General features: G+C 50.0%; 18 protein-coding genes. 4 read left to right on the top strand and 14 right to left on the bottom strand.

Going from position 1 to position 21,814, the window contains the following annotated elements; translation table 11 throughout:
• Window positions 1–2 precede the first annotated feature (2 nt).
• Window positions 3–389, top strand: coding sequence for an ExbD/TolR family protein (locus H8K26_RS04400; protein ID WP_190477558.1), 387 nt, complete (start codon window positions 3–5; stop codon window positions 387–389).
• Window positions 390–624: 235 nt separating this feature from the next.
• On the opposite strand, the gene H8K26_RS04395 is transcribed toward H8K26_RS04400, so the two are convergent.
• From H8K26_RS04395 to H8K26_RS04365, 7 genes are all read right to left on the bottom strand, one after another.
• Entirely contained in the window at window positions 625–1,047 is a 423-nt protein-coding gene (locus H8K26_RS04395; RefSeq protein ID WP_190477557.1) for a hypothetical protein, read from the bottom strand.
• Window positions 1,048–1,090: 43 nt separating this feature from the next.
• On the bottom strand, window positions 1,091–1,963 hold the full coding sequence (locus H8K26_RS04390) for a DUF6348 family protein (protein ID WP_190477554.1): 873 nt from the start codon (window positions 1,961–1,963) through the stop codon (window positions 1,091–1,093).
• A 183-nt stretch (window positions 1,964–2,146) separates the two neighbouring features.
• Window positions 2,147–4,030 (bottom strand): glucokinase, encoded by a 1,884-nt coding sequence (locus H8K26_RS04385; protein ID WP_190477551.1) that lies wholly within the window; start codon window positions 4,028–4,030, stop codon window positions 2,147–2,149.
• A 127-nt stretch (window positions 4,031–4,157) separates the two neighbouring features.
• Complete coding sequence (locus H8K26_RS04380; protein ID WP_223826814.1) at window positions 4,158–6,590, bottom strand: glycoside hydrolase family 31 protein; 2,433 nt, start codon at window positions 6,588–6,590, stop codon at window positions 4,158–4,160.
• Window positions 6,587–8,347, bottom strand: coding sequence for an alpha-amylase family glycosyl hydrolase (locus tag H8K26_RS04375; RefSeq protein WP_190477550.1), 1,761 nt, complete (start codon window positions 8,345–8,347; stop codon window positions 6,587–6,589). The genes H8K26_RS04380 and H8K26_RS04375 overlap by 4 nt, the downstream gene beginning before the upstream one ends.
• 167 nt (window positions 8,348–8,514) lie before the next feature.
• Window positions 8,515–9,834 (bottom strand): MFS transporter, encoded by a 1,320-nt coding sequence (locus H8K26_RS04370; protein WP_190477547.1) that lies wholly within the window; start codon window positions 9,832–9,834, stop codon window positions 8,515–8,517.
• A 183-nt stretch (window positions 9,835–10,017) separates the two neighbouring features.
• A complete protein-coding gene (locus H8K26_RS04365) occupies window positions 10,018–12,681 on the bottom strand; it encodes a TonB-dependent receptor (protein ID WP_223826813.1) in 2,664 nt (887 codons plus the stop codon).
• 518 nt (window positions 12,682–13,199) lie between these two features.
• On the opposite strand from H8K26_RS04365, the gene H8K26_RS04360 reads away from it, so the two are divergent.
• Window positions 13,200–13,571, top strand: coding sequence for a hypothetical protein (locus H8K26_RS04360; RefSeq protein ID WP_186896545.1), 372 nt, complete (start codon window positions 13,200–13,202; stop codon window positions 13,569–13,571).
• Between the two features lie 127 nt (window positions 13,572–13,698).
• On the opposite strand, the gene lnt is transcribed toward H8K26_RS04360, so the two are convergent.
• The 7 genes from lnt to H8K26_RS04325 all read right to left on the bottom strand — a co-directional run bounded on the left by lnt (window position 13,699) and on the right by H8K26_RS04325 (window position 20,705).
• The gene (gene lnt / locus H8K26_RS04355) at window positions 13,699–15,294 is read right to left on the bottom strand and encodes an apolipoprotein N-acyltransferase (RefSeq protein ID WP_223826812.1); all 1,596 of its coding nucleotides are present in this window, start codon (window positions 15,292–15,294) and stop codon (window positions 13,699–13,701) included.
• A 7-nt stretch (window positions 15,295–15,301) separates the two neighbouring features.
• A complete protein-coding gene (locus tag H8K26_RS04350) occupies window positions 15,302–16,180 on the bottom strand; it encodes an HlyC/CorC family transporter (protein ID WP_190477545.1) in 879 nt (292 codons plus the stop codon).
• A 202-nt stretch (window positions 16,181–16,382) separates the two neighbouring features.
• The gene (locus H8K26_RS04345; protein ID WP_190477542.1) at window positions 16,383–17,273 is read right to left on the bottom strand and encodes an ion channel; all 891 of its coding nucleotides are present in this window, start codon (window positions 17,271–17,273) and stop codon (window positions 16,383–16,385) included.
• Between the two features lie 8 nt (window positions 17,274–17,281).
• Window positions 17,282–17,749 carry an rRNA maturation RNase YbeY gene (ybeY, locus tag H8K26_RS04340; protein ID WP_190477540.1) on the bottom strand — a complete coding sequence of 156 codons (468 nt, stop codon included), beginning with the start codon at window positions 17,747–17,749 and terminating at the stop codon, window positions 17,282–17,284.
• A complete protein-coding gene (locus H8K26_RS04335) occupies window positions 17,733–18,815 on the bottom strand; it encodes a PhoH family protein (RefSeq protein ID WP_190477539.1) in 1,083 nt (360 codons plus the stop codon). Before H8K26_RS04335 ends, ybeY begins: the two co-directional genes overlap by 17 nt.
• Entirely contained in the window at window positions 18,812–20,152 is a 1,341-nt protein-coding gene (miaB, locus tag H8K26_RS04330) for a tRNA (N6-isopentenyl adenosine(37)-C2)-methylthiotransferase MiaB (protein WP_186886191.1), read from the bottom strand. Before miaB ends, H8K26_RS04335 begins: the two co-directional genes overlap by 4 nt.
• A 169-nt stretch (window positions 20,153–20,321) precedes the next feature.
• Window positions 20,322–20,705: a hypothetical protein gene (locus H8K26_RS04325; RefSeq protein WP_186886176.1), complete on the bottom strand. Its 384-nt coding sequence runs from the start codon at window positions 20,703–20,705 to the stop codon at window positions 20,322–20,324.
• Window positions 20,706–20,995: 290 nt separating this feature from the next.
• Here H8K26_RS04325 and H8K26_RS04320 point away from each other — a divergent pair, with 290 nt between their 5' ends.
• Together H8K26_RS04320 and H8K26_RS04315 are read left to right on the top strand one after the other, a co-directional pair.
• Entirely contained in the window at window positions 20,996–21,505 is a 510-nt protein-coding gene (locus H8K26_RS04320) for a flavin reductase family protein (RefSeq protein WP_186886175.1), read from the top strand.
• 6 nt (window positions 21,506–21,511) lie between these two features.
• Entirely contained in the window at window positions 21,512–21,772 is a 261-nt protein-coding gene (locus H8K26_RS04315) for a SemiSWEET transporter (protein ID WP_190477537.1), read from the top strand.
• Window positions 21,773–21,814: the final 42 nt, after the last annotated feature.

Below are 21,814 nucleotides of genomic sequence, written 5' to 3'. Positions count from 1 at the left end.
AAGTGATGATAGAAATGAACATGACGCCGTTAATCGACGTCATGTTGGTGCTGATCATCATGCTCATCATCACGATCCCGATTCAGAATCACTCCGTGAATCTGAACATGCCGACGAACACCCCGAGCAAGCCGACAGAACCACCGGTCGTGATCAATATCGACGTTGACTTTGATGGCACGGTGTTATGGAACGGTGTGGCCGTGGCCAGCCGTAACGAACTCGAAGCGAAGCTGGGTGAAGTGGCGGCACAGCCGAATCAACCGGAAGTGCATCTGCGTCCGAATGCGGTGGTGCCGTACAAATCGGTGGCTGCAGTGATGGCTTCGGCTCAGCGTCTTGGGGTGACCAAGATCGGGATGGTCGGCAATGAGCAGTTCTTGAAGTAATTCAGCCGCAAACGTAGTCGCAAAATACCGTCACAACGCGGTACATAAAAAAAGGCAGGGATTCCCTGCCTTTTTTGCTTTCGGTCCAGTCTGCCTGTAAGGTGCCCGCTGAGCAATAAATATACTCCCCCCAGTATCTTAAAACGTCTTTATTTCATAAGGACATCAGGGGTAATTTCATAAAAACAAGGGGGAGTATATGAAATTCAGGATAAAACAGCTGCCGTTGTGCATCTTACTGCGACTCTTTTTCAGCCGCAGTATGAGTTGTAGCATCAGCCGTCGTATTAGTGACAGCTTCGGTTACAGCTTCGGTCGCAATGTCATCAGCCACAACATCCGCAATACCAGCATTAGCAGCATTCGTGGCAGCAGCAAGCGGAGTGAACCCGGCAGACTCCGGCTGATTGCGGTCTTTCTGCCGTATCGTTTTGAGCGCCAGTGCAATCAATAAAAATAACAGACACAACAAAGCAATCGCTGGCGCAACCCATTTCACCCCCAGCAAGATCAGCCGTTGCTGCTCTTCTGATTGTGCAAAGAACCAGACGTCCACTAATGGCAGCACATAGCTGACAAACACCGATGGCGCCAGCACCAGCACCGCCGTCATCACCAGAGCAATCAGCAAGGCTATCAGCTTAAGCAATACGTTCATTCTCATCTTCCTTCGCAATCGGCATCGTTATTCTTGCGCGAACTCAGCTACTCACATCCGTGCTACTTAAAGGAACAGCGCTGGCATCCACTATCCGACTCACGGTGCGGATCACCACATATTGCTTACGGAATTCCAGTCCGCGTTGCGGCCATTTTTCTACATAAGCCGTCAGCGCTGGCAATGCCGCGGGAAAATCCTCACCGTTGACGCGGCAATCCGCTGCCTGCGCACCGAGCTGATCACGCGATGCGAACAGGCGCACACCAAGAAACTGATCGGTCTGCAAGACAGAGTGAAATGCCTCCATGCTCTCAGTAAACAAACAGCAAGGGCAAAACGGATGCGCTTCTTTTTTCTTTGGTGGCGGATTGGTCGCCAGATGCGCGACCGGCCCTAATATCACCTGACGGAACTGGGTAAGTCCGGCAACGTCAGACGCGTCAACAACGTCTGAAGCTCCGGCCACATTCATTTCTATCACGGTGCAATCACGCGGTACATCACGCGTCGCATCCAGCAAAACCACCAGATCCATTTTGATCCATTGCGCAAAGCCTTCAGCGATGGCAGCAGCCTCATCCGCGCCAAGCGCATGCTGATATTCTGATATCCCTTGCGGAAAATACTGTGGATGCCAGGCGTGTATGCGGGTGCAGCTACGAACCCGCCCTTCACCAATCACATTCGTTGTCACCGGCTGCACGGCCAGTGCCAGCCCTTCCGGCAGTTGTATGCACGATGCTAAACGTTCAAATGCGATTCCTGCCTCACTTAATGAAGCGGCCAGCACTTCCGTCAACAGCGGGTCGCTCTGCATCTGCGGCGTCTGCACTGACGACGTGACAGAAGCCACCGCAGGCGAGCCAGAGCTGAACTTATTTTTGAGGGTTTTGAGAGATTGAAGCAGCGACATAAAGTAAGATCAGAAGGCAGATGAAGCGCAATTGCAGGTCACGCTAAACCAGCATTGTACTTTTTTACGCCGCTACTGAGCAGCAGTGCAATAAATTCTTACACTGCATCACACCATAACCGGCTGAGCCTGGCTGCCTCGCTGCCTCGCTGCCGTGAAACCAGTGTCGCAACCCGCCTGATATCAACTATCCAGATGTGAAATCAGCAGATGGCTCAGACGTGTCGCTTCTTTCTCGCGGGAGTCTGCGCTGTGTGGTGCATCGACTGATAAACCGACGGCCAGAATATCGATCAGCAACAACTGCAATATGCGCGAAATCATCGATAAAAATGTAGCGTTATCTTCGGTGTGATTCACCGCCAGACAGACGCTGGCTTTTTTCGCTAATGGCGACTGGTGCGGGGCAATCGCAATCACATCAGCACCTGCATTCAATGCAACGTCCACTGCATTCAGCAGTTCCGGCAACTTACCGGAATTGGACACCACAATCACGACATCACCGGGATTGAGTAATTCGGCTGCCATCGTGAACAAATGCGCATCACCGTAATTGGCGGTCGGAATGCGGAAACGGAAAAATTTGTGCTGCCCATCCAGCGCGACCGCGCGGGAATTACCCATCGCATAAAATTCGACCTTGTTTGCCTTGCGCAATAAGGCAATCGCCTGATCTATCGCGTGCACTTCCAACTGATCGCGGAAATTTAAAATCGCCGACACGGTGTTATCGATCACTTTGGCACTCAGATCGTGGGTGCTGTCATTGCGCCTGACCTGGCTGTGACGTACGGGAATCGTTCCCGTCAGACTGCTGGCAAATTTCAGCTTGAAATCGGCGAGACCGGTAAAACCCAGCGAGCGGCAAAAACGGATCACCGTTGGCTGGCTGACATCGGCCAGACGCGATATTTCTGCAATCGCTTCATTCAATACGGTGCGCGGATTCTCCAGTATCAGCGCCGCAACACGACGCTCTGCCGGGCTCAGTTCCAGCTGTATCTGTTGTATGCGATCCAGCAAAGAACTGTCGCCGCTGCGCCCGCGCAAATGCTCAGACAAGATAGCCGACACACCGTAAAACGCTGGATTCGGTGTGGTAATCACATACGTTGGAATTTGCGCCAGATAGCTGCTGAAGCGCCCTTTCGCCTCGAAACGGCTGCGGAACAGCGACGCTGCAAACTTTTCGCCCATCAGTGGCACGATGCCGCCGCCAATATAAATGCCGCCAAAAGCGCCCAGCGTTACCGCCAGATTCGCAGCGAAACTTCCCAGCATCGCGCAAAAACATTCCAGGGTTTCCAGACTGAGCGGCTCGGCTTCATGCAAGGCGGCATGCATAATTTCCTGCGCCGATAAGGCGCGCACCTGCTGCTGATGCCGCGCTGCCAGCGCACGATAGATCAGCTCCAGGCCGGGGCCGGAAATCAGACGCTCAGTCGAGACGTGCGGCCATTCTTTCCATGCGAACTGCAAGATCGCATATTCACGTTCATCACACGGCGCAAAATTGACATGCCCACCTTCGGAGCCCAAAGTGACGAAACCATCCGAGGTAGGTATCAGCCCGGAGACACCCAGACCGGTACCCGGGCCGAGCACGCCTATCACTGATTTTGCGACGGCAGTGCCGCCGCCGATCTGCATCACATCGCTTGCCTGCAAGCCGGGCAAAGACATCGCCAGCGCCGTAAAGTCGTTCACAATCAGCAAGGTGTACAGGCCAAATTCACGCCGCACCGCTTCGATAGAAAAAGCCCAGTCACGATTCGTCATGCGGACATCGTCGCCGTCAATCGGGTTGGCAATCGCAAACGCTGCATGTTGAATACGGCTACCCTGATGATCATGCAGGTAAGCACGGATCAAGGGCACGATGCCGGTGTAATCATCACATTTCAATACACGTACTGCAGAAAAATTTCCGGGTGCCGTTTCCAGCGTAAAACGGGCATGGGTCGCGCCGATGTCAGCCAGTAAACGTGGGCCACCGGAAAACCCGGCGCTATGATGTTCTGCGTGTTCTGCGTATGCAGGTCCTGCCAACGTGTGTTCTGCCATGTTTTTTTATTTAATTAATTTCCGGAATTTCATCACACCATGATCCAACATTTGTCTCGCTGTCTGCGCTGACAAAGGTTAAGCAATTTACCATAGCCGCTGCCGGTTTCCGCATATTCTGTCGCGCTCATTCCGACATTTGAACAACTAATTTCGCCGTGCTGCCCGCCTTCCAGAGTACATCCAGCGTCACTTGCCGGCTGGACGCATCCCAGGCAAACGCGACCGGCTGATGTTGCAGCAGAATTTTTTCCGGTGCAGCGGCGATATTGTGAATGACCATCTGTACACGCCTGTCGCTGACGGCACGCTTATTGCCATTATTTTTACCATTCACAGCATCCAGTGTCAGCACCAGTTGCCGTTGCCGGTATGCGCTGTGAAACTTCATCAGTGTGTATGCGCCGCGTTCAAATGCCTTAGCCGTCATACCGTCATCATCGTATAACTGCGACTGGGAAGAGGCAACTGCGGGGTCATAGTAGTAGTGTAAATCAAGCGTCTGAGTCGAATACTCCCGGGTATTCTGCAGCGGCTTTGTCATGGGAATGAACGCACCGCCACGAACAAAAACCGGAATATGTTCACGAACGATATCGATGCTCTGGCGGCTGCCTGCGGCATAAGTCTGCCCCGTATAAAAATCAAACCAGTTACTGCTGACTGGAAAGTAAATGTCTGCCTTTTTCTGACCTGCACTCAGTACAGGATGCACCAATAAATCACGCCCCCACAGATAACTGTCGGATGCCGAGGTCAACACCGGATTCATTGGTTCGGCAAAAAACAGCGGGCGCATCAGTGGCCAGCCATGCTGGTTATTCTCAAATGCCAGCGTATAGTTATACGGCAACAGGCGGTAGCGCAACGCTATCGCCGCCTTGGCAAGCGCCCGCGTCGCAGGCTCACGAAACACCGGTTCTGAGGCAACTTCCTCCTGTGCATGCGGGCGGAACACAGGTTGAAATACACCATATTGCAACCAGCGTGTATATAACTCGTCGTCCAGATTGGCACCGGCAAAACCGCCAAGATCAGAATGCATATACGCCATTCCCTGCATTCCCATTTGCAGCGCAATTTCGGGTTGCGAACGCAAACCACCCCAGGTCCGGTTCACGTCGCCCGACCACGGAATCATACCGAAACGTTGCGAGCCGGAATAACCCGCGCGCATCAGAATGAAAGGCCGTTCTTGCGGATATTCTTTGCGGTAGCCTTCCGCAATGAGTTTCGCCCATTGATGCCCGTAAATATTATGGACCTGCTCTGCCGATCCGGTTTGATGCTGCAGACCGGCAGGATGCACTTCCGGCTCGCCCAGATCGCCCCACCATCCGGCAACACCTTCGGCTTTCAGATTTTTATAGATATTCCAGAACCATTGTTGTGCATGCTTATCGAACAGATCAATCAGGCCAGTGTGACCGAAATAAAAATCATAGGTATAAGGCTGACCTTGCTGATCTTTCGCCAGAATATTTTCTGTAACGGCTTCTTTCCATCTGGCCGAACTGGTCAGGATAAACGGTTCAGTAATCAGTATGGTTTTGACGCCTTGTTGCGCAAAGTCGGCAATCATTTTTTTGGGTTGCGGGAAATTATCGCGATCAAAAGCGAGATTGCCCATGGTTCCTTTAATCTCTTTTCCGAACCAGTACAGGTCAAAAATAATCGCATCAACAGGAATCTGCTCTTCCTTATATTTCGCCAGTACCGAACGTGCCTCGGATTCTGAATGATATCCAAAGCGGCTGGCGAAATTACCGAAGGCCCAACGCGGCGGCAATGGTTGCCGGCCTGTCAGTTGCGTGTACGCAGAAACAATGTCTTCCCAGCTATCGCCCGCAATCACCTGATAAGTCTGGCGTCCGCTCAGGCTTTCATAGGCGAGCAGATTTTTCTTTTTACTGTCGAGATCGAGAAATCCTGTCGTCGGATTATCAAAATGTATGCCGTACATTTTGGAAGAAAAAACCAGAGGCATAGCAAAATTCATTTGCTCGGAATGTTCTTCGTAACCGTAATGCGCTTTGTTATATAAAGGCAGGCGATAACCACGCCGGTTCATGCCAAGGGCGCGGGCACCTGCGCCATATAAAGCCTCATCCTGATCCAGCTGGAAATCCAGACTTCGCCCCTGTGCCGATTGCTGATAACCCTCATGTTCTGCAATCAGGGCTTTATTTTTGTAGGTATAACTGATCTGGAATGGCGCACGATTGATATGAACTGCCATATTGCCGGCGATATAGCTGAGATGCTGGGCATCAGTACGAAGCTGTGCTTTGATTTTTTCCGGCTTCAACACCACCGCATGTGAGGCTTGCTGAAAATGTTCGCCCGCCGGAATAAAACTGGTCTCGATAATATTTTTTGTATACGGCTTGAATAGATAGCGGCCATCATTCGTTACCACTTCGAGATAAGCAGGCTGAACAGAAACACGCTGTATGCTGCGGCTGAGATTTTGCGCGGCAAGATCAGTCACACAGAACTGCATCAACAGCGCCAGCGTTGCCAGACATGAGATGCGTTTGAAATGCGTTTTCTGTTTCATGGTGCATCCTGTGCAATCAGAGCAATCGGAAACTGGCTCGCAAAAGTCACGCGGCCGTTAATGACGATTGCAGTCTTTCCTGAATAATGGTCGCGTAATCGCTGACCATCAGAAAATACGCCGGTAACTGAAATCGGATTATCCTGATGTGCAGGTAAATCTAAGGCCACCACTACCTTGTCGTGCCGCCCGTGGTCGTCGTATGTGCGCTTGAATGTATAAGGACGATCATTGATTTTCTGATGTCTTCCCGCGCCGATGGCAGGATGCAGCCTTCTGAATGACGCTAGTTTTTGCCAGTGTGCGAGTACATCGGCAATCCGGTAATCCTGTTGCATAGCATTGGCTTTCAGCGCGTCCCAGTTCATGAAGGAACGCAGTCTGGCATCGCCCTGCGCTTCTTTCACATCGATATCACGCGCGGTTTCGTCGCCATAATAAATCTGCGCTGCGCCCGGACTCAGCAAGAGTCGCGTCGCCGCCTCAAAAGGCTGGTGTCGTTGCAGATCAAAAGGTGCGCTGTCATCGTGAGAGCTGATGTAGTTGAGAACCGAATAACCTTGCAAATCACCGTGCAGTCGCGCTGAATACGTGCTGAAGAGCTGCTCACGATCTTTCTTCGCATCAGACTTGAAGCCAAAATTAATCAGATTATCAAAACCGTTTTGGTAAAAATTAATCTGGCTGCCACCATCCATCGTGAACTTCTGGCCTTCAGTGATCGAATAACCATAAACTTCTGCGGTCATAAAAAAAGGCGTGTCCCCGATTTTTTTCTTGGGGTTTGCGGTTTTCCACTCTTCATAAGCACTGCTGGCGAGTTGTTTCAGTTCTTTCCAGACATCTGGCTCAACGTGCTTGACGGTATCGGCACGAAAGCCGTCAACACCGTATTTCCGTATCCAGTCGGTATGCCATTTCATCAGATAATACTTTGGCGCACGCGGATAGCCGGTACGTTGAAAAAATTGATCAAGCTCGCCGATTTCTTTGGCATAACGGCCTTCGGCTTTCCACTTGTCGATCAGAAATGACGGCAATGGCGTCGACTCATTACTGTCGGTACGGATGTCCGGCAAGCCTTGCACTAACGTGCAACTGACGGTACTGGCCACATCCTTGTAGGTACAGACAGGCGCATGGCGCACCCAACTTTCCGGCCAGGCAGTATCTTGCTCAGTCTGCGGGCCGACGTGATTCATGACGATATCCAGCAAGACGCGTATGCCATGTGCGTGCGCGGTATCGACCAGTTCGTGCATATCGGCTTCCGTGCCAAGATTGGCATCAACGCTGGTGAAATCGCGCGCCCAATAACCATGAAAACCGTATGATTTGCCACTGCCTTCATCGGTTGCACCATGTATCTGTTCGACTGGCGGTGTCAGCCAGATCGCATCCACACCCAGCTGATTGAAATAGCCTTCTTTTATTTTCGCAGTAATTCCGGCCAGATCACCGCCCATATAAGCACGCAATGGTGCCGCATCTTTTTTCCTGCTGTAAGCAAGATCATTCGCAGGATTTGCATTGTAAAAACGGTCGGTCAGCAAAAAATAGATGGTCGCATTGTCCCAGGTAAAGAAGGGTTTCTCAGACAATGGAATTTTATTTTTTTGGCTGCTATCGCTGCCGTGGCTTTCGGCTTTCAGGTGAACTTCATTGCCCGTACTCTCTGCGCGGGCTGAAGGCGATACACATAAACTGCTAAAACACAGGAATAAAATTGGAATACAGAACAGGAGGTTTTTTTTCATGGCGGAGCTCTTACCGGTCAATGCGGAATTGGGGCGCTGACGAAAGAAAAGTATCAGGTTGCGCCAGAGGAGATTGGAGACACCGCAACCTGAATTCAAATCAGCGTAATACAATCAAAACTCAGACAAAAATAAAGATGATTTTTTAAACCAAACGACATCGCGGCTTATCTATGCGACTCATCTTTCACGATCAGAGTCAGCAAGCCCGCCAGTATCATGCAGGCACCACCAAGCACCAGCGTTTGCATGGTGTGTCCGTGAAAGAAAGTCTTCGTCACAAAGCCTAACAACAAGCCGCTGACAATTTGTGGAATCACGATAAAGAAGTTAAACACGCCCATGTAGTAGCCCATCTTTTCAGCCGGCAATGCAGACGCGAGTATCGAATACGGCATAGTCAGAATACTGGCCCATGCGACACCGACACCGATCATAGGCAGCAGCAGCCATTCTTTTTGGGTGATCAGGAACATGCTCATCAAGCCCAGGCCACCGAGCACAAGACAGGTCAGATGAACCATCTTTTTGCTGGTCAGTCGGGCAAAAACCGGTAGCAAAAATGCTGCCAGCGCCGACACACCGTTGTAGACGGCAAACATGGTTCCCACCCAGTTTCCGGCATCCTGAAAAATACCGGAATGAGAATCCGTCGTGCCGAATACCTTATCGGCCACCGCTGACGTGGTGTAAATCCACATCGAAAACAAAGCGATCCAAGTAAAAAACTGTACGATCGCCAGTTGCACCATGGTCTGCGGCATCTGACGAAAACCGGCCATGATCTCTTTGACTACGTGAGCCATTCCGACTTTTTTCTGACGAGCCGCCTGAAACGCCTGCAGATCGGCCGGTGGCAATTCGTAGCTGAAAAATACCGTCCACATCACTGCCAGAAAATAGATAGCACCACCGGCATAGAATGAATATCGGACCGTGTCAGGAATCGTACCGTTCAATGACTCATTACTGAAACCAAACACGTCTGAAAACAGGGTCGGCAGCAATGATGCAATGACCGCACCGCAACCGATGAAAAAAGTCTGCATCGCAAATCCTGCTGTCTGCTGTTCCGGATTCAGCTTGTCGCCAACGAAGGCGCGGAACGGCTCCATCGACACATTGATCGCCGCATCCATCAGCCACAGCACCAGGACGGCCATCCATAACGCAGAAGAATTCGGCATCAGAAACAAGGCCAGCGAGGCCAGAATTGCGCCGATAAAAAAGAATGGCCGGCGACGGCCCCATGTCGGATGCCAGGTGTGATCGCTGAGATAGCCTATCACTGGCTGCACCAGCAGACCGGTGACCGGCGCCGCCAGCCAGAATAAAGGGAGATCATCCGGGCTGGCACCCAGGGTTGAAAATATGCGGCTGGTATTGGCGTTCTGTAATGCAAACCCGAATTGAATTCCAAAAAATCCGAAACTCATATTCCACAACTGCCAGAAAGACAGCAGGGGTTTATTGGTCAAACTAGGCATCTTGGTGTCCCCGTATTATGTGTGAGGCCGGATGAAATCTGGCATTGCGACCGCAAAGTCTTCACATTTTATGCTTGAATGTTTTTCAGATGATGAAGGCAATCACAGCCATGCTGAAAAACCCTTCTCCGGCATGCGTCAGAGAAGGGTCAGATTCACTACAGTGCTGAATTACTGGGGCAATTACATTTTGTAATTAATACCGACAAACATCTGGCGACCATACTTCTGGTAGCCGCGTGGACGATCAGGCGAGCCGGAATACGTCTGGAACGCGGTATCGGTCAGATTATTCACCTGGAACAGTAACGATGCGCCTTTCGCAAATCCACTGGAAAAATCATAGCCAAGTTGCAGATCGACGACATTATCCGCCTTCACAAACGTCAGCTCGTTCTGTCCACCCGGGCCACCGATTTCGCCAACAAAATCGCTGCGGCGGCGCTGACTGATACGTGCAGAGTAGCCGTTCTTTTCATAGTAAGCGGTGATATTTGCGACGCTCTTGGAAAGACCTGGCAAAGGAACGCTCTGACTACCGAAACGGCTGTCTTTGATAGAAATAGCGCTGTTAGTCAACGACAGATTGGCTGTCAATCCAAAGCCATCCAATGCCGAAGTCAGCAAATCCAGTGGCAGAGATGCCGCCAGTTCCAGGCCTTCGAGCTTGCCACCCTGACCATTAATCGGTTGGGTAAATGTGCCGATATTTGTCGTCGCACCTGCAATATTCATGGCCGAAAAATCATACGGTGTCGTTTGCTTGTAGATATATGATTTCAGGTTTTTATGGAATATCGCTGCAGAAACGTAGGCTTTCTTACCGAAATATTTTTCGTAAGAGAGATCAATGTAATCTGCCTTCCATGGATCAAGCTGCGCATTACCACCGTTACCGCTTGGTGTTCCGGTTTTGCCGTTAGACAGGCCGACTTCACGCGCCGCATTCAGCTCATCCAGCTTAGCCCGGGCAATCGATTTACCAATACCAAAACGGATTACCTGATCACCAGGCAAATTAGCTGCCAGATTCACACTAGGTAAAACGTCGGTATAAGTCTTTCCGTCGGTAATTGGCACCAAAGCAGCGATAGGCCAAGACAACAAAGCATTCGATGTCGATGACTGATCCGTACGCACGACCTGTGCACCAACGTTACCCGACACAGGAATATTGGACACCATCGTTTCCAGATTCAGCTTCGCATAACCGGTCGTAACTTTTTCTGTCAGAGACCAGTTTTTTGTCGCGCCCCATGGATTCAGGACTGCGGCTTTGTAGGGGCCGAAATTAGAGGACAGAACGCCCGGAATATCCCAGCTCAGCGTGCTTGGTAAGCCAATGAAACTGAGGTCCTGAGGGCTATACAAAACGCCAGGAGAAAACGTCCCTGCGCCGATTTTATCGAAGCCGGTTTCCAGGTGCTCTTTCGTCTTTTCACGTTTGGAATAATTCACGCCAACTTCCGCGCTGGAAATCATGCCATCGGTGAAATCGCGCTTCAGACTGAAGCGGATGGAATTGAGCTTGTCACTCAACGATGGAACATTCACATAACCGTCGCCGTATTTGCCGCCTATGCTGATCGCAGAAGGATCAGAAAGACTGTCAGCAAAAGTAAAGGTAGGAATGTCACGTCCGTTCAGATAATTGTAGGAGATATTACCTGCGCTGCGACCAGAGTTGATCTCTATGAGTTTTTCATGAATGTTCGCCGATGAATGACTAAAATCCGCGACGGCAGTCCATTGATCAACAGTGAATTTATTATTCCAGCCAAATGCTTTGATATCACTCTCTTTAGTGAACCAGTTATTCCGGATCACAGGGCTGGCATTGATCGTACCGCCAACGGCGAGTCCGTTGACAATATTCAGATTAGAGAAATTCGCACCGGACCAGCTTTCCAAAGGCACTTCCACGCCACGGCGAATTTCATTTTGTGACAACTTTGAATAGTAAGTATCCAACGTCGAGATAAAATTTTTCGATGGCCGCCACTCGAGTACGCCGATCACGCCATCACGTTTGGAATTACCTGTGATTGCCAGACCTTTCACACCTTGTGGAGCTTTAACGCCTGCAGGAACGCCGTTATTTCCTTCAACCCAGTTCCAGGTTTCGAAAAAATTGTTGACGTTCGGTTTGTCGCTGTGCGCAACGCCGACGGCCAGACCGATGGTGCGGTTCGCAAACTGATCAATGTAGGACGCGCTGAAACGATTGCCGGTACTTGGTGCGCCCGGGCTTTCACTGCCGAGAGAATTTTTCTCGCCGCGTGCATTGAGGGAAATAGTGCGCCCGCCAAATGCCAGCGGCTTAACGGTCTGCAAATCAACCGTACCTGACAGACCTTGTCCGACCAGAGATGAGTCTGCAGTTTTATAGACAGTCACACCATTGATCAGTTCGGAAGGATACTGGTCATACTCAACCACGCGGCTGGCACTGGTGCTGGCTTGTTCACGGCCATTCAGTGTGACCGTCGATAAATCGCCGGAGGTGCCACGAATACTGATTTGTTGTGCCTGACCATTCACACGTTGCGCGGATAAACCTGGCAAGCGGGCAATCGATTCAGCGATGCTGGTATCGGGCAATTTGCCGATATCTTCAGCAGAAATCGCTTCGACGATGGAATTGGAATTTTTTTTCACACTGATCGCATCTTCGATACCTTTGCGGATACCGGTAACAACGACAGTGTTTTCTGCAGTCTGCTGCGCATGTGCAATACCGGTCAGACTCAAGACCAACACTGCACAACCTGCCGCAACAGGACTCAACTTAAAACCCGGGCGCGCAAAATCCTGCCCATGCTCGCGCTTCTGCATAGCGTGCTTCATTTAATGTCCCCTCACTCTTATATTTGACCTACACCTCAGGAGTGATACTTTGTTTCAAAGTGCACTCAGAACCCAACGTTCCGAAAACAATTTTGTACTAAAACTAGATTATTTGTCAAACAGAGACTACAAAAAACTACTTTAACTATCAAACCTATGCGAAAACTGAGAGTAGATAAGGTGCAGCCTCGTTGCGTTTCTTCCACAAAGAACAAATCAGTAAATGTAGTTCAACTACTTTCGGCGATTTATTGCCTCACTTATTGCCTCACTTAGTGACGTCATTTAGCAAATGGCGTTTCACAAGCCCTTTCTCGCCTGCTACCGAAAAACTTGAATTCTATGATCACGGCGCAAAACCGGGAAAGTTGGCGGTGCTATGATATATTCCCATTCGAAAATATCTCTGCCAGACCGGTGCGGCATATGTCCGCTGATCTGTGGATATTGGCAACAATTGCAGTAAATATCGTCGCTGGCAGCTTCAGTTCAGCGACATCCCGAAAAAGAAAGCCACAATGAATCACAAATTAAGTATTGATGAATACGATGCTCTGGAACAGATCAGCAAACTGCCTAAAAACGTTAAACCTAATGCCTGCATAGGCAGAAATACGAAACGTCTGACCGGTATCAAACTGGTCGCGTACCGTAAGGACGGCAGCCTGGAACTGACTGAGAACGGTCGTCAGGTTTTGTTCATCAAGCAATGTATCGATGGTCTGCGCGCAATTGCAAATGACGCCGGAACCAAGCTATCCGGGCCTGTCGCTATATTTCTGGAAAAAAAGGGACACATACAAATCAATCCCGAATCAGGGCTGCATGAAATCAGTCAGCGCGGTAAAGAATGCCTGGCCGATATAGAAACCAACAGCAAGAAAGCCTGATTCGCTGCGAAATCACAATGACGCAGTAATGCGTCAGCAGGATGAAGTTCATGAAAAAAATGCCGCCCGTTTTAACAAATGGGCGGCATTTTCTATTTCAAAATCAACAGAGCTTACAGACAACGCTTCAGGACTCGCGCTGACATGAACGCGCAGATCTGTGAGTCAAATAAGCTGCTAGTATCAGACTGCATAGTGCCAGCAACATCACGATTGCATTGCCCCAACGTATATACGGCGTCACGCCTTGCCGCCCCTGCACTGTCGCCTGCAATATCCCCTGTTGCAGGTAGGGCAGTTGCGTCACCAGTCGCGCACCAACGTCAATTACCGCAGTCGCACCAGTATTTGTCGCCCGCAGCATAGGACGTCCTGTTTCCAGAACACGCATCATGGAAAACTGTAAATGCTGAGGGATCGCAATGGAATCACCGTACCATGCCATATTCGAGACATTCAACAACAGGCTGGCAACGTCTTTACCTGAACTGTTTTGTGATGCCAGTTGTGCAGCGATTTCGTCACCAAACAGATCTTCATAACAGATATTCGGCAATACAAACTGATCTCTTACCTGCATCGGCGCCTGAATCGCATTCCCCTTGGTAAAGTCACCCAAAGGAATATGCATGAGATCGACAAACCAACGAAAACCGAAAGGAATAAATTCACCGAAAGGCACCAGATGATGCTTGTCGTAGCGATAGGCTTGCTGCTCATAAGACGGTGAGAAACCTAAAACACTGTTTGCATAGCGACTGCCACCGTCGTGCACGGCAACACCGAGCACAACTGCACTCTGATTTTTTTGTGCAAACGCGTTAATGGCAGGCAAATAATCAGGCGGCAATTGCGATGACAACATCGGCAATGCCGTTTCCGGCGTGACGACCAGATCCGCTTTCGATTGCAGTATCAGATCATGGTACAAATGCAGGGAATCATTCAGGTGATCCTGATCGAATTTTTTATCCTGTTCAACATTGCCCTGTATCAGATTGATAGTTAAAGGCTGGCCCAGAGGCTGAGTCCATGTGATCGTGGTCAGATACTGACCGCCACCAAACAGCGCAATGACAGCGACAAGAACCAACAAGCGTACACGCCTGCTGTCTGTAAAGATCATCAAACCCAATCCGCCTGCGCAGAGGGCGACGAGCCAGCCTAGCCCAAGAACGCCAAGCACAGGCGCATAGCCCGCGAGCGGACTGGCAGTATGTGCATAGCCGATAATTGCCCATGGAAAGCCAGTGAATAAATAACCGCGCAGCCATTCATTCAGCAGCCATAAAGCAGGGAATAACAATACGGCACAGATTGTGGGATTAACTTGCCAACGTTGCCGCAGCCAGGCGAGCGTTGCCGCACATAAAGCGGCAAACAACGCCAGATAAGATGTGAGTAAAGCAAGCGCTATAACAGCAAGAAAGATGGGCATGCCGCCATAACGCGTCATGGCAACTAACAACCAACTGGTTGCAGTAAACAGACTGACGAAGCTGAATACCCACGCCAGCACTGCAGACTGGCGGATAGAAAACGCCTGCTGTCCTGGCCGGAGCAGCAAAGAGGCGAATAAAGCCATGCTCAGCAATTGACCCGGCCAGAAACCGAATGGGGCAAAGCCCGCAACGGCCACCACACCCGCCAGCGCCATCACCAGCAGCGCAGAACGGAAAGACAGAGTGGAAAGTAAAACCGCTGGAGACAATCGTTTCAGCAAACCAGCCTCATTCTTTCAACAAGTTTGCTGGTCGCTGCTCAACCTGCAATATCTGCACCTCAACAGCATCGGCACGCAATACCTCAAAATGTAAATTACCGATTTCAAACTCATCGCCTTTATGCGGCACCTGACCAAGATGGCGTATCAGAAAATCGCTGATGCTTTCCAACTCATTACCTGGCATATGCGCACCAAGAACACTGTTGAACTGCTCAAGCTCAGTCAGACCTTTGATGCGCCAGCGCTTGCCGTTACCTTTATTTTCCAGCGCCAGAATATTGTCTTCTTCTTCATCGAAATCGTATTCATCATCAATGTCGCCGACGATTTGTTCCAGCACATCTTCGATTGTAATCACACCTGCAATGCCACCATATTCATCAACCACCATCGCCATGTGATTATGATTGGCACGGAAATCGCGCAACAGAACATTCAGTCGCTTTGATTCAGGTATGTAAATAACGGGACGCAGCATATCCCGCACATCGAACACTTCTTCTGCGTAATAGCGGAGCAAATCCTTCGCCAGCAGAATCCCGACCACTTTTTCAGGGTCACCATCGATAGCAGGGAAACGCGAATGCGCGGTACGCAGTACTTCCGGCATCCATTCTTCCAGCGGGCGGGAAATATCGACAACGTCCATTTGTGCGCGTGGCACCATGATATCGCGGGCAGAAAGATCAGATACCTGAAATACGCCTTCTATCATTGCCAGTGCGTCAGCGTCGATCAGATTGCGTTCTTGTGCATCGGTCAGAACTTCTAACAGTTCAGCGCGATTTTCAGGTTCGGGGGATATGAATGCGGTCAATCGTTCAAACAATGACCTGTGGGGTTTAAGGTCAGTTGATCTGACCTTACTAGAGTGCTCTTGCATAGGAGGCGTGACGCCGTTGTTTCAATCCTACAGAATACAACAAATACGCCTGATTCCAAAATTTTGTTAAGACGTTCACCTTGTTATTTCACAAAAAGACGGTTATTCGATGGCTGTTAGGTTGTTATTAAATGGCGATTAACGAGATTTAAAGTAAAGCCGGTCGCATGTATTGCACATGCCGGCAAAACACGCCAACGCATCAGCTTATGTCATCCAGATTCTCGGATTCATGGAATTTTGCATAATGCAAATGTGGTGTATCGCCTTGAAACTTCAATATATCAACATAGCGATGATTCCAGCGTATCGATGAACACGGATAATAATGACGCGCCCTCTGGCTCTGATTCGTCATTTCATCCAGCCCTTCGATACTCAGCACTAATGCCGCATTGAGTTCATTCAGTTGTTCTTTGGTGTAACCGTATAAAGGACTGGACTCGTCGATCACATGTATCACAGTCCAACCCAGACTAAAAATGGGGTGGTGGTCACGCTCCAGTTCCAGATCAAGAATTTTACGGAAGCTGCCTGTCTCGGGAGAAGCATGATTTTTAACCAGACGCAGTTTTGCCGATGCTTCACTGATGATATTCATGCGGGCATTCGCCAGACGTATCATCAGTAATCGTCGCCCGTCAACCATGTGGCAAACCGGATGATCGGCAAAAATAATGTTCGAGCGCGGACGCGAAAAGCGCGCAAACATCACACCTGTCGTCAACGCCACACTGGACATTCCGATAAATATTTCCACAGACGAAATCACATGTGCATAGACCGTTTGTGGATGCATATTGCCGTAGCCGACCGTTGCCAGTGTCTCTACGCTGAAGAAAAAATATCCGAGAAAATTATCCGGCGTCAGATTCGCAACAGGATGATCGCCGAGCGCATACAACCCAGCAAACACTATATTAAAAATCAGATATACCACGGCTGCAGCGAAAAAAAACATCGTCCAACTTGATGTCATCGCATAAAAATAAATGTCCTGCAGATAATGGCGGTCGAGGCCAAAAGCGACAACATCACGTCCGCCCATACTGATACGGCGGCCATGATGCTGGTGAGAGCGCGGCATTTTCATACTGAAACTTAGTCTTGATAAGGATTTGCAAGACCTAAACCGGCGAGGATGGCGATTTCCAGCGCCTCCATCTCTTCAGCTTCTTCATCCGTCTCGTGATCATAACCCTGTGCATGCAGCACACCGTGAACAATCAAGTGCTGCGCATGCTCGACGACGGATTTTTTCTGTTCACTGGCTTCGCGCTGCAACACATCAGTACACAGAATAATATCGGCCTGAGTGACTTCTGCATCCTCATCTTCGGTGTACGCAAACGTCAGCACATTGGTCGCATAATCTTTACCGCGATAATCGCGATTCAATATCTGCCCTTCCTCTGCATCGACAAATCTTAACGTCAGTTCAGCCGGAAAATATAAGGCGGCCTGTACCGTTTTACGCAACAAAGGACGCGGTAATATTTCTTGCAAGCGCGGGTCTGCGTATTGAACTGATAAGTTCAGTTTATGTTTGGAATTACTTTTTTCGGCCATGATGTACAGAACTGAATTGCGTTGTATTTTTTAATAAACCGAGTGCCGCGCTCTGCGCAGTGCTACCTGCATTCGCCGTTTCGTAAGCATCGACGATGCGTCCGACCAGAGGATGGCGCACAACATCAGCACTGGTGAATTGTGTGAAAGCGATACCGCGTACATCTTTCAGTACCTGGCAAGCATCGATCAGACCACTTTTCTGACCCCGCTGCAAATCCACCTGCGTCACGTCACCGGTAACGACAGCCTTGCTGCCAAAACCTATGCGGGTCAGGAACATTTTCATTTGTTCCGGCGTGGTGTTTTGTGCCTCGTCGAGAATGATGAAGGCGTGATTCAAGGTACGGCCGCGCATATAAGCCAGCGGTGCAATTTCTATCGCCTGTTTCTCAAACATTTTTTGAGTGCGGTCAAAACCTAACAAATCGTATAAGGCATCGTACAAAGGACGCAGATACGGATCAACCTTTTGCGCCAGATCACCCGGTAAGAAACCCAGGCGCTCACCGGCCTCAACCGCCGGACGCGTCAGAATAATCCGTTTGACGGCATCGCGCTCCAGCGCATCCACGGCACAGGCAACGGCGAGATACGTTTTACCGGTACCGGCAGGGCCAATCCCAAACGTAATATCGTGTTCGACTACCGCCCGCAGATACTGGGTCTGGTGCGGTGTTCTACCGCGCAAATCGCTACGGCGGGTTTTCAGCACCGGGCTTTCCAGTTCACCAGCGTTTATTTCTTCAGCGGATTCTTCCAACGCTGCCAGCATCGGCATTTTCTGGTTCTGATGCGCCGTTTGTTCGACTAAGGCTAACTGCACCTCATCCACCGATACCGGCTTTTTCGCCAGCAGATAAAACTGCTCGAGTAATGCCAATGCCCGTTCAGCGTTATGTCCGCTGATAATGAATTTTTTACCGCGACGAAAAATCGTCACATCCAGCGCGGCTGAAATCTGACGCAAATTTTCGTCCAGCGGGCCGCACAGGTGAGCGAGGCGGGTGTTATCCAACGGTTGCGGAATGAAATGAGAAACGGGCACCGGAGTCTTAGCCATCATGCAGTCACAGTCTCGTCGATCAACTCGCCACGCAAAGAGTAATTATAGGATTCAGTAATGCGCGTATTTACCAGCGTTCCTATCAATTCTTTGCCGCCGGCAAAATTCACTACCCGATTATTTTCCGTACGCCCCTGTAACTCATTCGGGTCTTTGACCGAAGGCCCGTCAACCAGAATGCGCTGCACGGTACCTATCATCGCGTTACTGTATTTTTTGGTATTCGCGTCAATGACCGCTTGCAAGGTTTGCAAGCGGCGTAACTTCAATTCCGCTGGCGTGTCATCAGCAAGATTGGCGGCTGGCGTACCGGGGCGCGGGCTGAAGATAAAGCTGAAGCTGTTATCGAAACCGACATCATCAATCAGCTTCATCAAGGCATTGAAATCTTCGTCCGTCTCGCCGGGGAAACCGACGATAAAATCGGAAGATACCGACATCTCAGGTCGCACCTGCTTCAGGCGGCGCAATACGGATTTATATTCGATTGCGGTATAGCCTCGCTTCATTGCCGACAAAATACGGTCTGATCCGTGTTGTGCAGGAAGGTATAAGTGGTTCACCAATTTCGGCACTTTTGCGTAGCAATCGATCAGTCGCTGAGTAAATTCTTTCGGATGGCTGGTCACGAAACGAATCCGTTCTATCTGCGGAAATTCAGCGACATATTCAATCAGCAAAGCAAAGTCAGCAATCTCGCCATCTTCCATCACGCCACGGTAGGCATTCACGTTCTGCCCCAGCAGGGAAATTTCTTTTACCCCCTGCGCAGCGAGACCGGCTACTTCAGCCAGCACATCATCAAAGGGACGCGACACTTCTTCACCGCGGGTATAAGGAACCACGCAGTAACTGCAATATTTGCTGCAGCCTTCCATAATAGAAACGTAGGCCGTCGCACCTTCCACCTTCGCTGGTGGCATGTGATCAAATTTTTCTATTTCCGGAAAACTGATATCAACCTGCGAGCGACCGGACAAGCGGCGTGCATCAATCAGTTGCGGCAAGCGGTGCAGAGTCTGCGGGCCAAATACGACATCAACATACGGCGCGCGTTTGATGATGGCATCGCCTTCCTGCGAGGCGACACAGCCACCGACACCGATCAGCAGATCAGGTCTTTTACGCTTCAGTTCACGCAGACGTCCCAGATCCGAAAACACTTTCTCGGATGCTTTCTCGCGCACGCTGCAGGTATTCAACAGAATCACATCAGCATCATCCGGAGAGTCGGTTTTTACCATGCCATCAGCGGCATTCAACACGTCTGCCATTTTGTCTGAGTCGTACTCATTCATCTGGCAACCGAAGGTTTTAATAAATACTTTTTTTTGCATCATTTTTTTCTGTAAAACAGCCCGCTTTCTCAATATGAAACGCCGCAGGCAATAACCGGATTCCGGCTGTATTCGAACATACACAAACTCATCACGCAGGAAAACCGATTCACCTTCTCAAACAAAGCGACATCTGCTGACAGCGAGAAAACAGCCGACGGAAACTTATTTACTTAATTTCCGGATTTTTAAATGGTATCGGTGCCCAGACTTCTGGCTTGGGTAATTGTTTCGGCATCTCATCCGATGTCAGTATCCAGACCTTATCAATATCACCGAAAGAATTCTCCGTGTAATTCACCACAATTTTCGGCGCATCCAGCGAAGCTGCCAGCACGATCAGATTATCCGCGTTGTATATGCGGCTGGATGGCGCCAGGTAGCGTGGTTTTCCATCCAAACGGATATCCGGATACGAGGACATATCGAGTTCACCACGCATGGTGTTCGGCGGAAACTGACGTTGCGTCACACCTTGTGCAAAAACTGTACATGTCAGACCGAACAAAACCAGCAGTAAACTGAGGCGACGGCAAATTGTAGTCAGGAACATAGTTATCACTTCATTTAAAGATAAGACCGGTACAAAATTATGCGGACTGGACATAACGACGAAGGCCATACACTGAGTGCAATCCGGAACGATCAAGCAGCCAGGGCCATTTTGCACAAGTCTTAAGATAAAATAAAAAAACCAAAAGAATCAATTACTTAAAGTATGAATCCAGATTTTGACAAGGGCGCAAGTTTACCACAGTCGCCCGTCCCAAGAGGGAATACCTGCCGCAGATCAACGGCCAGAGCGAAATCTGGGATAATGTCGCAAAAATTGATGGATGACTGATGCATACCCGCTCTCCCCGCGCCGAAAAACGTGATTTTGATACCCGCCACTTCCGCCACGCCCTGTCTCAGTTTGCGACTGGCGTGACAGTCATTACCACCAAGCTGGCAAACGGACAGTTTCTCGGCCTCACTGCCAGCTCATTCAATTCTGTTTCACTCGAGCCGCCACTGGTTTTATGGAGCCTCGGTAACGCTGCCAATAGCATGCCTGTGTTCACCGGCAACTCACATTACGTGGTTAACGTACTGTCCGACCAACAAGCCTGGCTGGCAGAACAGTTTGCCAGCCGTAAAACTGACAGGTTCGAGGGCGTCGAATACACCTTGTCGCGTACCGGTCATCCTATCCTGAAAGGCGCCTCTGCCTGGTTTGAATGCCATAACCGCAGCCGCTATCCAGAAGGCGATCACGTCATTTTTGTTGGTGAAGTTGAACATTGCGAATTCACCCAACAGGCACCGCTGATTTTTCACGGTGGCCAGTTTATCCACGCATCATCCAAATAACCTGCCATGTTCACACTGACATCCGATGTGATCGGCTATATCGCCGCTTGCCTGACTACCAGTGCGTTTGTGCCACAAGCCTGGTTAACCTGGCAACACAAACGCGCCGAGGGCGTTTCCACCGGTATGTATCTGATCATGGTTTGCGGCGTGCTGATGTGGATGGTCTACGGAATACTGTTGCATGCCTGGCCCATCATCATTGCGAACGCAGTGACGCTGGCACTGGCGATGTTTATTCTGGTGATGAAAATCATCTATAAATAAATCGCGCAAATACCAAAAACTCCCGCGGATGCCGTCAACACT

This window comes from Cognatundibacterium aquatile, from assembly GCF_014699135.1.
Taxonomy (GTDB): Bacteria; Pseudomonadota; Gammaproteobacteria; order Burkholderiales; family Burkholderiaceae_D; genus Undibacterium; species Undibacterium aquatile.
Note: the sequence above shows the minus strand (reverse complement) of the source record. Positions and strands in the feature narration are given on the sequence as shown.

Bases quoted from the DNA above. Each gene is read 5' to 3' on its own strand.
- H8K26_RS04395 (WP_190477557.1), bottom strand. From the start codon at position 1,047: ATGAACGTATTGCTTAAGCTGATAGCCTTGCTGATTGCTCTGGTGATG.
- H8K26_RS04390 (WP_190477554.1), bottom strand. From the start codon at position 1,963: ATGTCGCTGCTTCAATCTCTCAAAACCCTCAAAAATAAGTTCAGCTCT.
- H8K26_RS04385 (WP_190477551.1), bottom strand. From the start codon at position 4,030: ATGGCAGAACACACGTTGGCAGGACCTGCATACGCAGAACACGCAGAA.
- H8K26_RS04380 (WP_223826814.1), bottom strand. From the start codon at position 6,590: ATGAAACAGAAAACGCATTTCAAACGCATCTCATGTCTGGCAACGCTG.
- H8K26_RS04375 (WP_190477550.1), bottom strand. From the start codon at position 8,347: ATGAAAAAAAACCTCCTGTTCTGTATTCCAATTTTATTCCTGTGTTTT.
- H8K26_RS04370 (WP_190477547.1), bottom strand. From the start codon at position 9,834: ATGCCTAGTTTGACCAATAAACCCCTGCTGTCTTTCTGGCAGTTGTGG.
- H8K26_RS04365 (WP_223826813.1), bottom strand. From the start codon at position 12,681: ATGAAGCACGCTATGCAGAAGCGCGAGCATGGGCAGGATTTTGCGCGC.
- H8K26_RS04360 (WP_186896545.1), top strand. From the start codon at position 13,200: ATGAATCACAAATTAAGTATTGATGAATACGATGCTCTGGAACAGATC.
- H8K26_RS04350 (WP_190477545.1), bottom strand. From the start codon at position 16,180: ATGCAAGAGCACTCTAGTAAGGTCAGATCAACTGACCTTAAACCCCAC.
- H8K26_RS04345 (WP_190477542.1), bottom strand. From the start codon at position 17,273: ATGAAAATGCCGCGCTCTCACCAGCATCATGGCCGCCGTATCAGTATG.
- ybeY (WP_190477540.1), bottom strand. From the start codon at position 17,749: ATGGCCGAAAAAAGTAATTCCAAACATAAACTGAACTTATCAGTTCAA.
- H8K26_RS04335 (WP_190477539.1), bottom strand. From the start codon at position 18,815: ATGATGGCTAAGACTCCGGTGCCCGTTTCTCATTTCATTCCGCAACCG.
- miaB (WP_186886191.1), bottom strand. From the start codon at position 20,152: ATGCAAAAAAAAGTATTTATTAAAACCTTCGGTTGCCAGATGAATGAG.
- H8K26_RS04325 (WP_186886176.1), bottom strand. From the start codon at position 20,705: ATGTTCCTGACTACAATTTGCCGTCGCCTCAGTTTACTGCTGGTTTTG.
- H8K26_RS04320 (WP_186886175.1), top strand. From the start codon at position 20,996: ATGCATACCCGCTCTCCCCGCGCCGAAAAACGTGATTTTGATACCCGC.
- H8K26_RS04315 (WP_190477537.1), top strand. From the start codon at position 21,512: ATGTTCACACTGACATCCGATGTGATCGGCTATATCGCCGCTTGCCTG.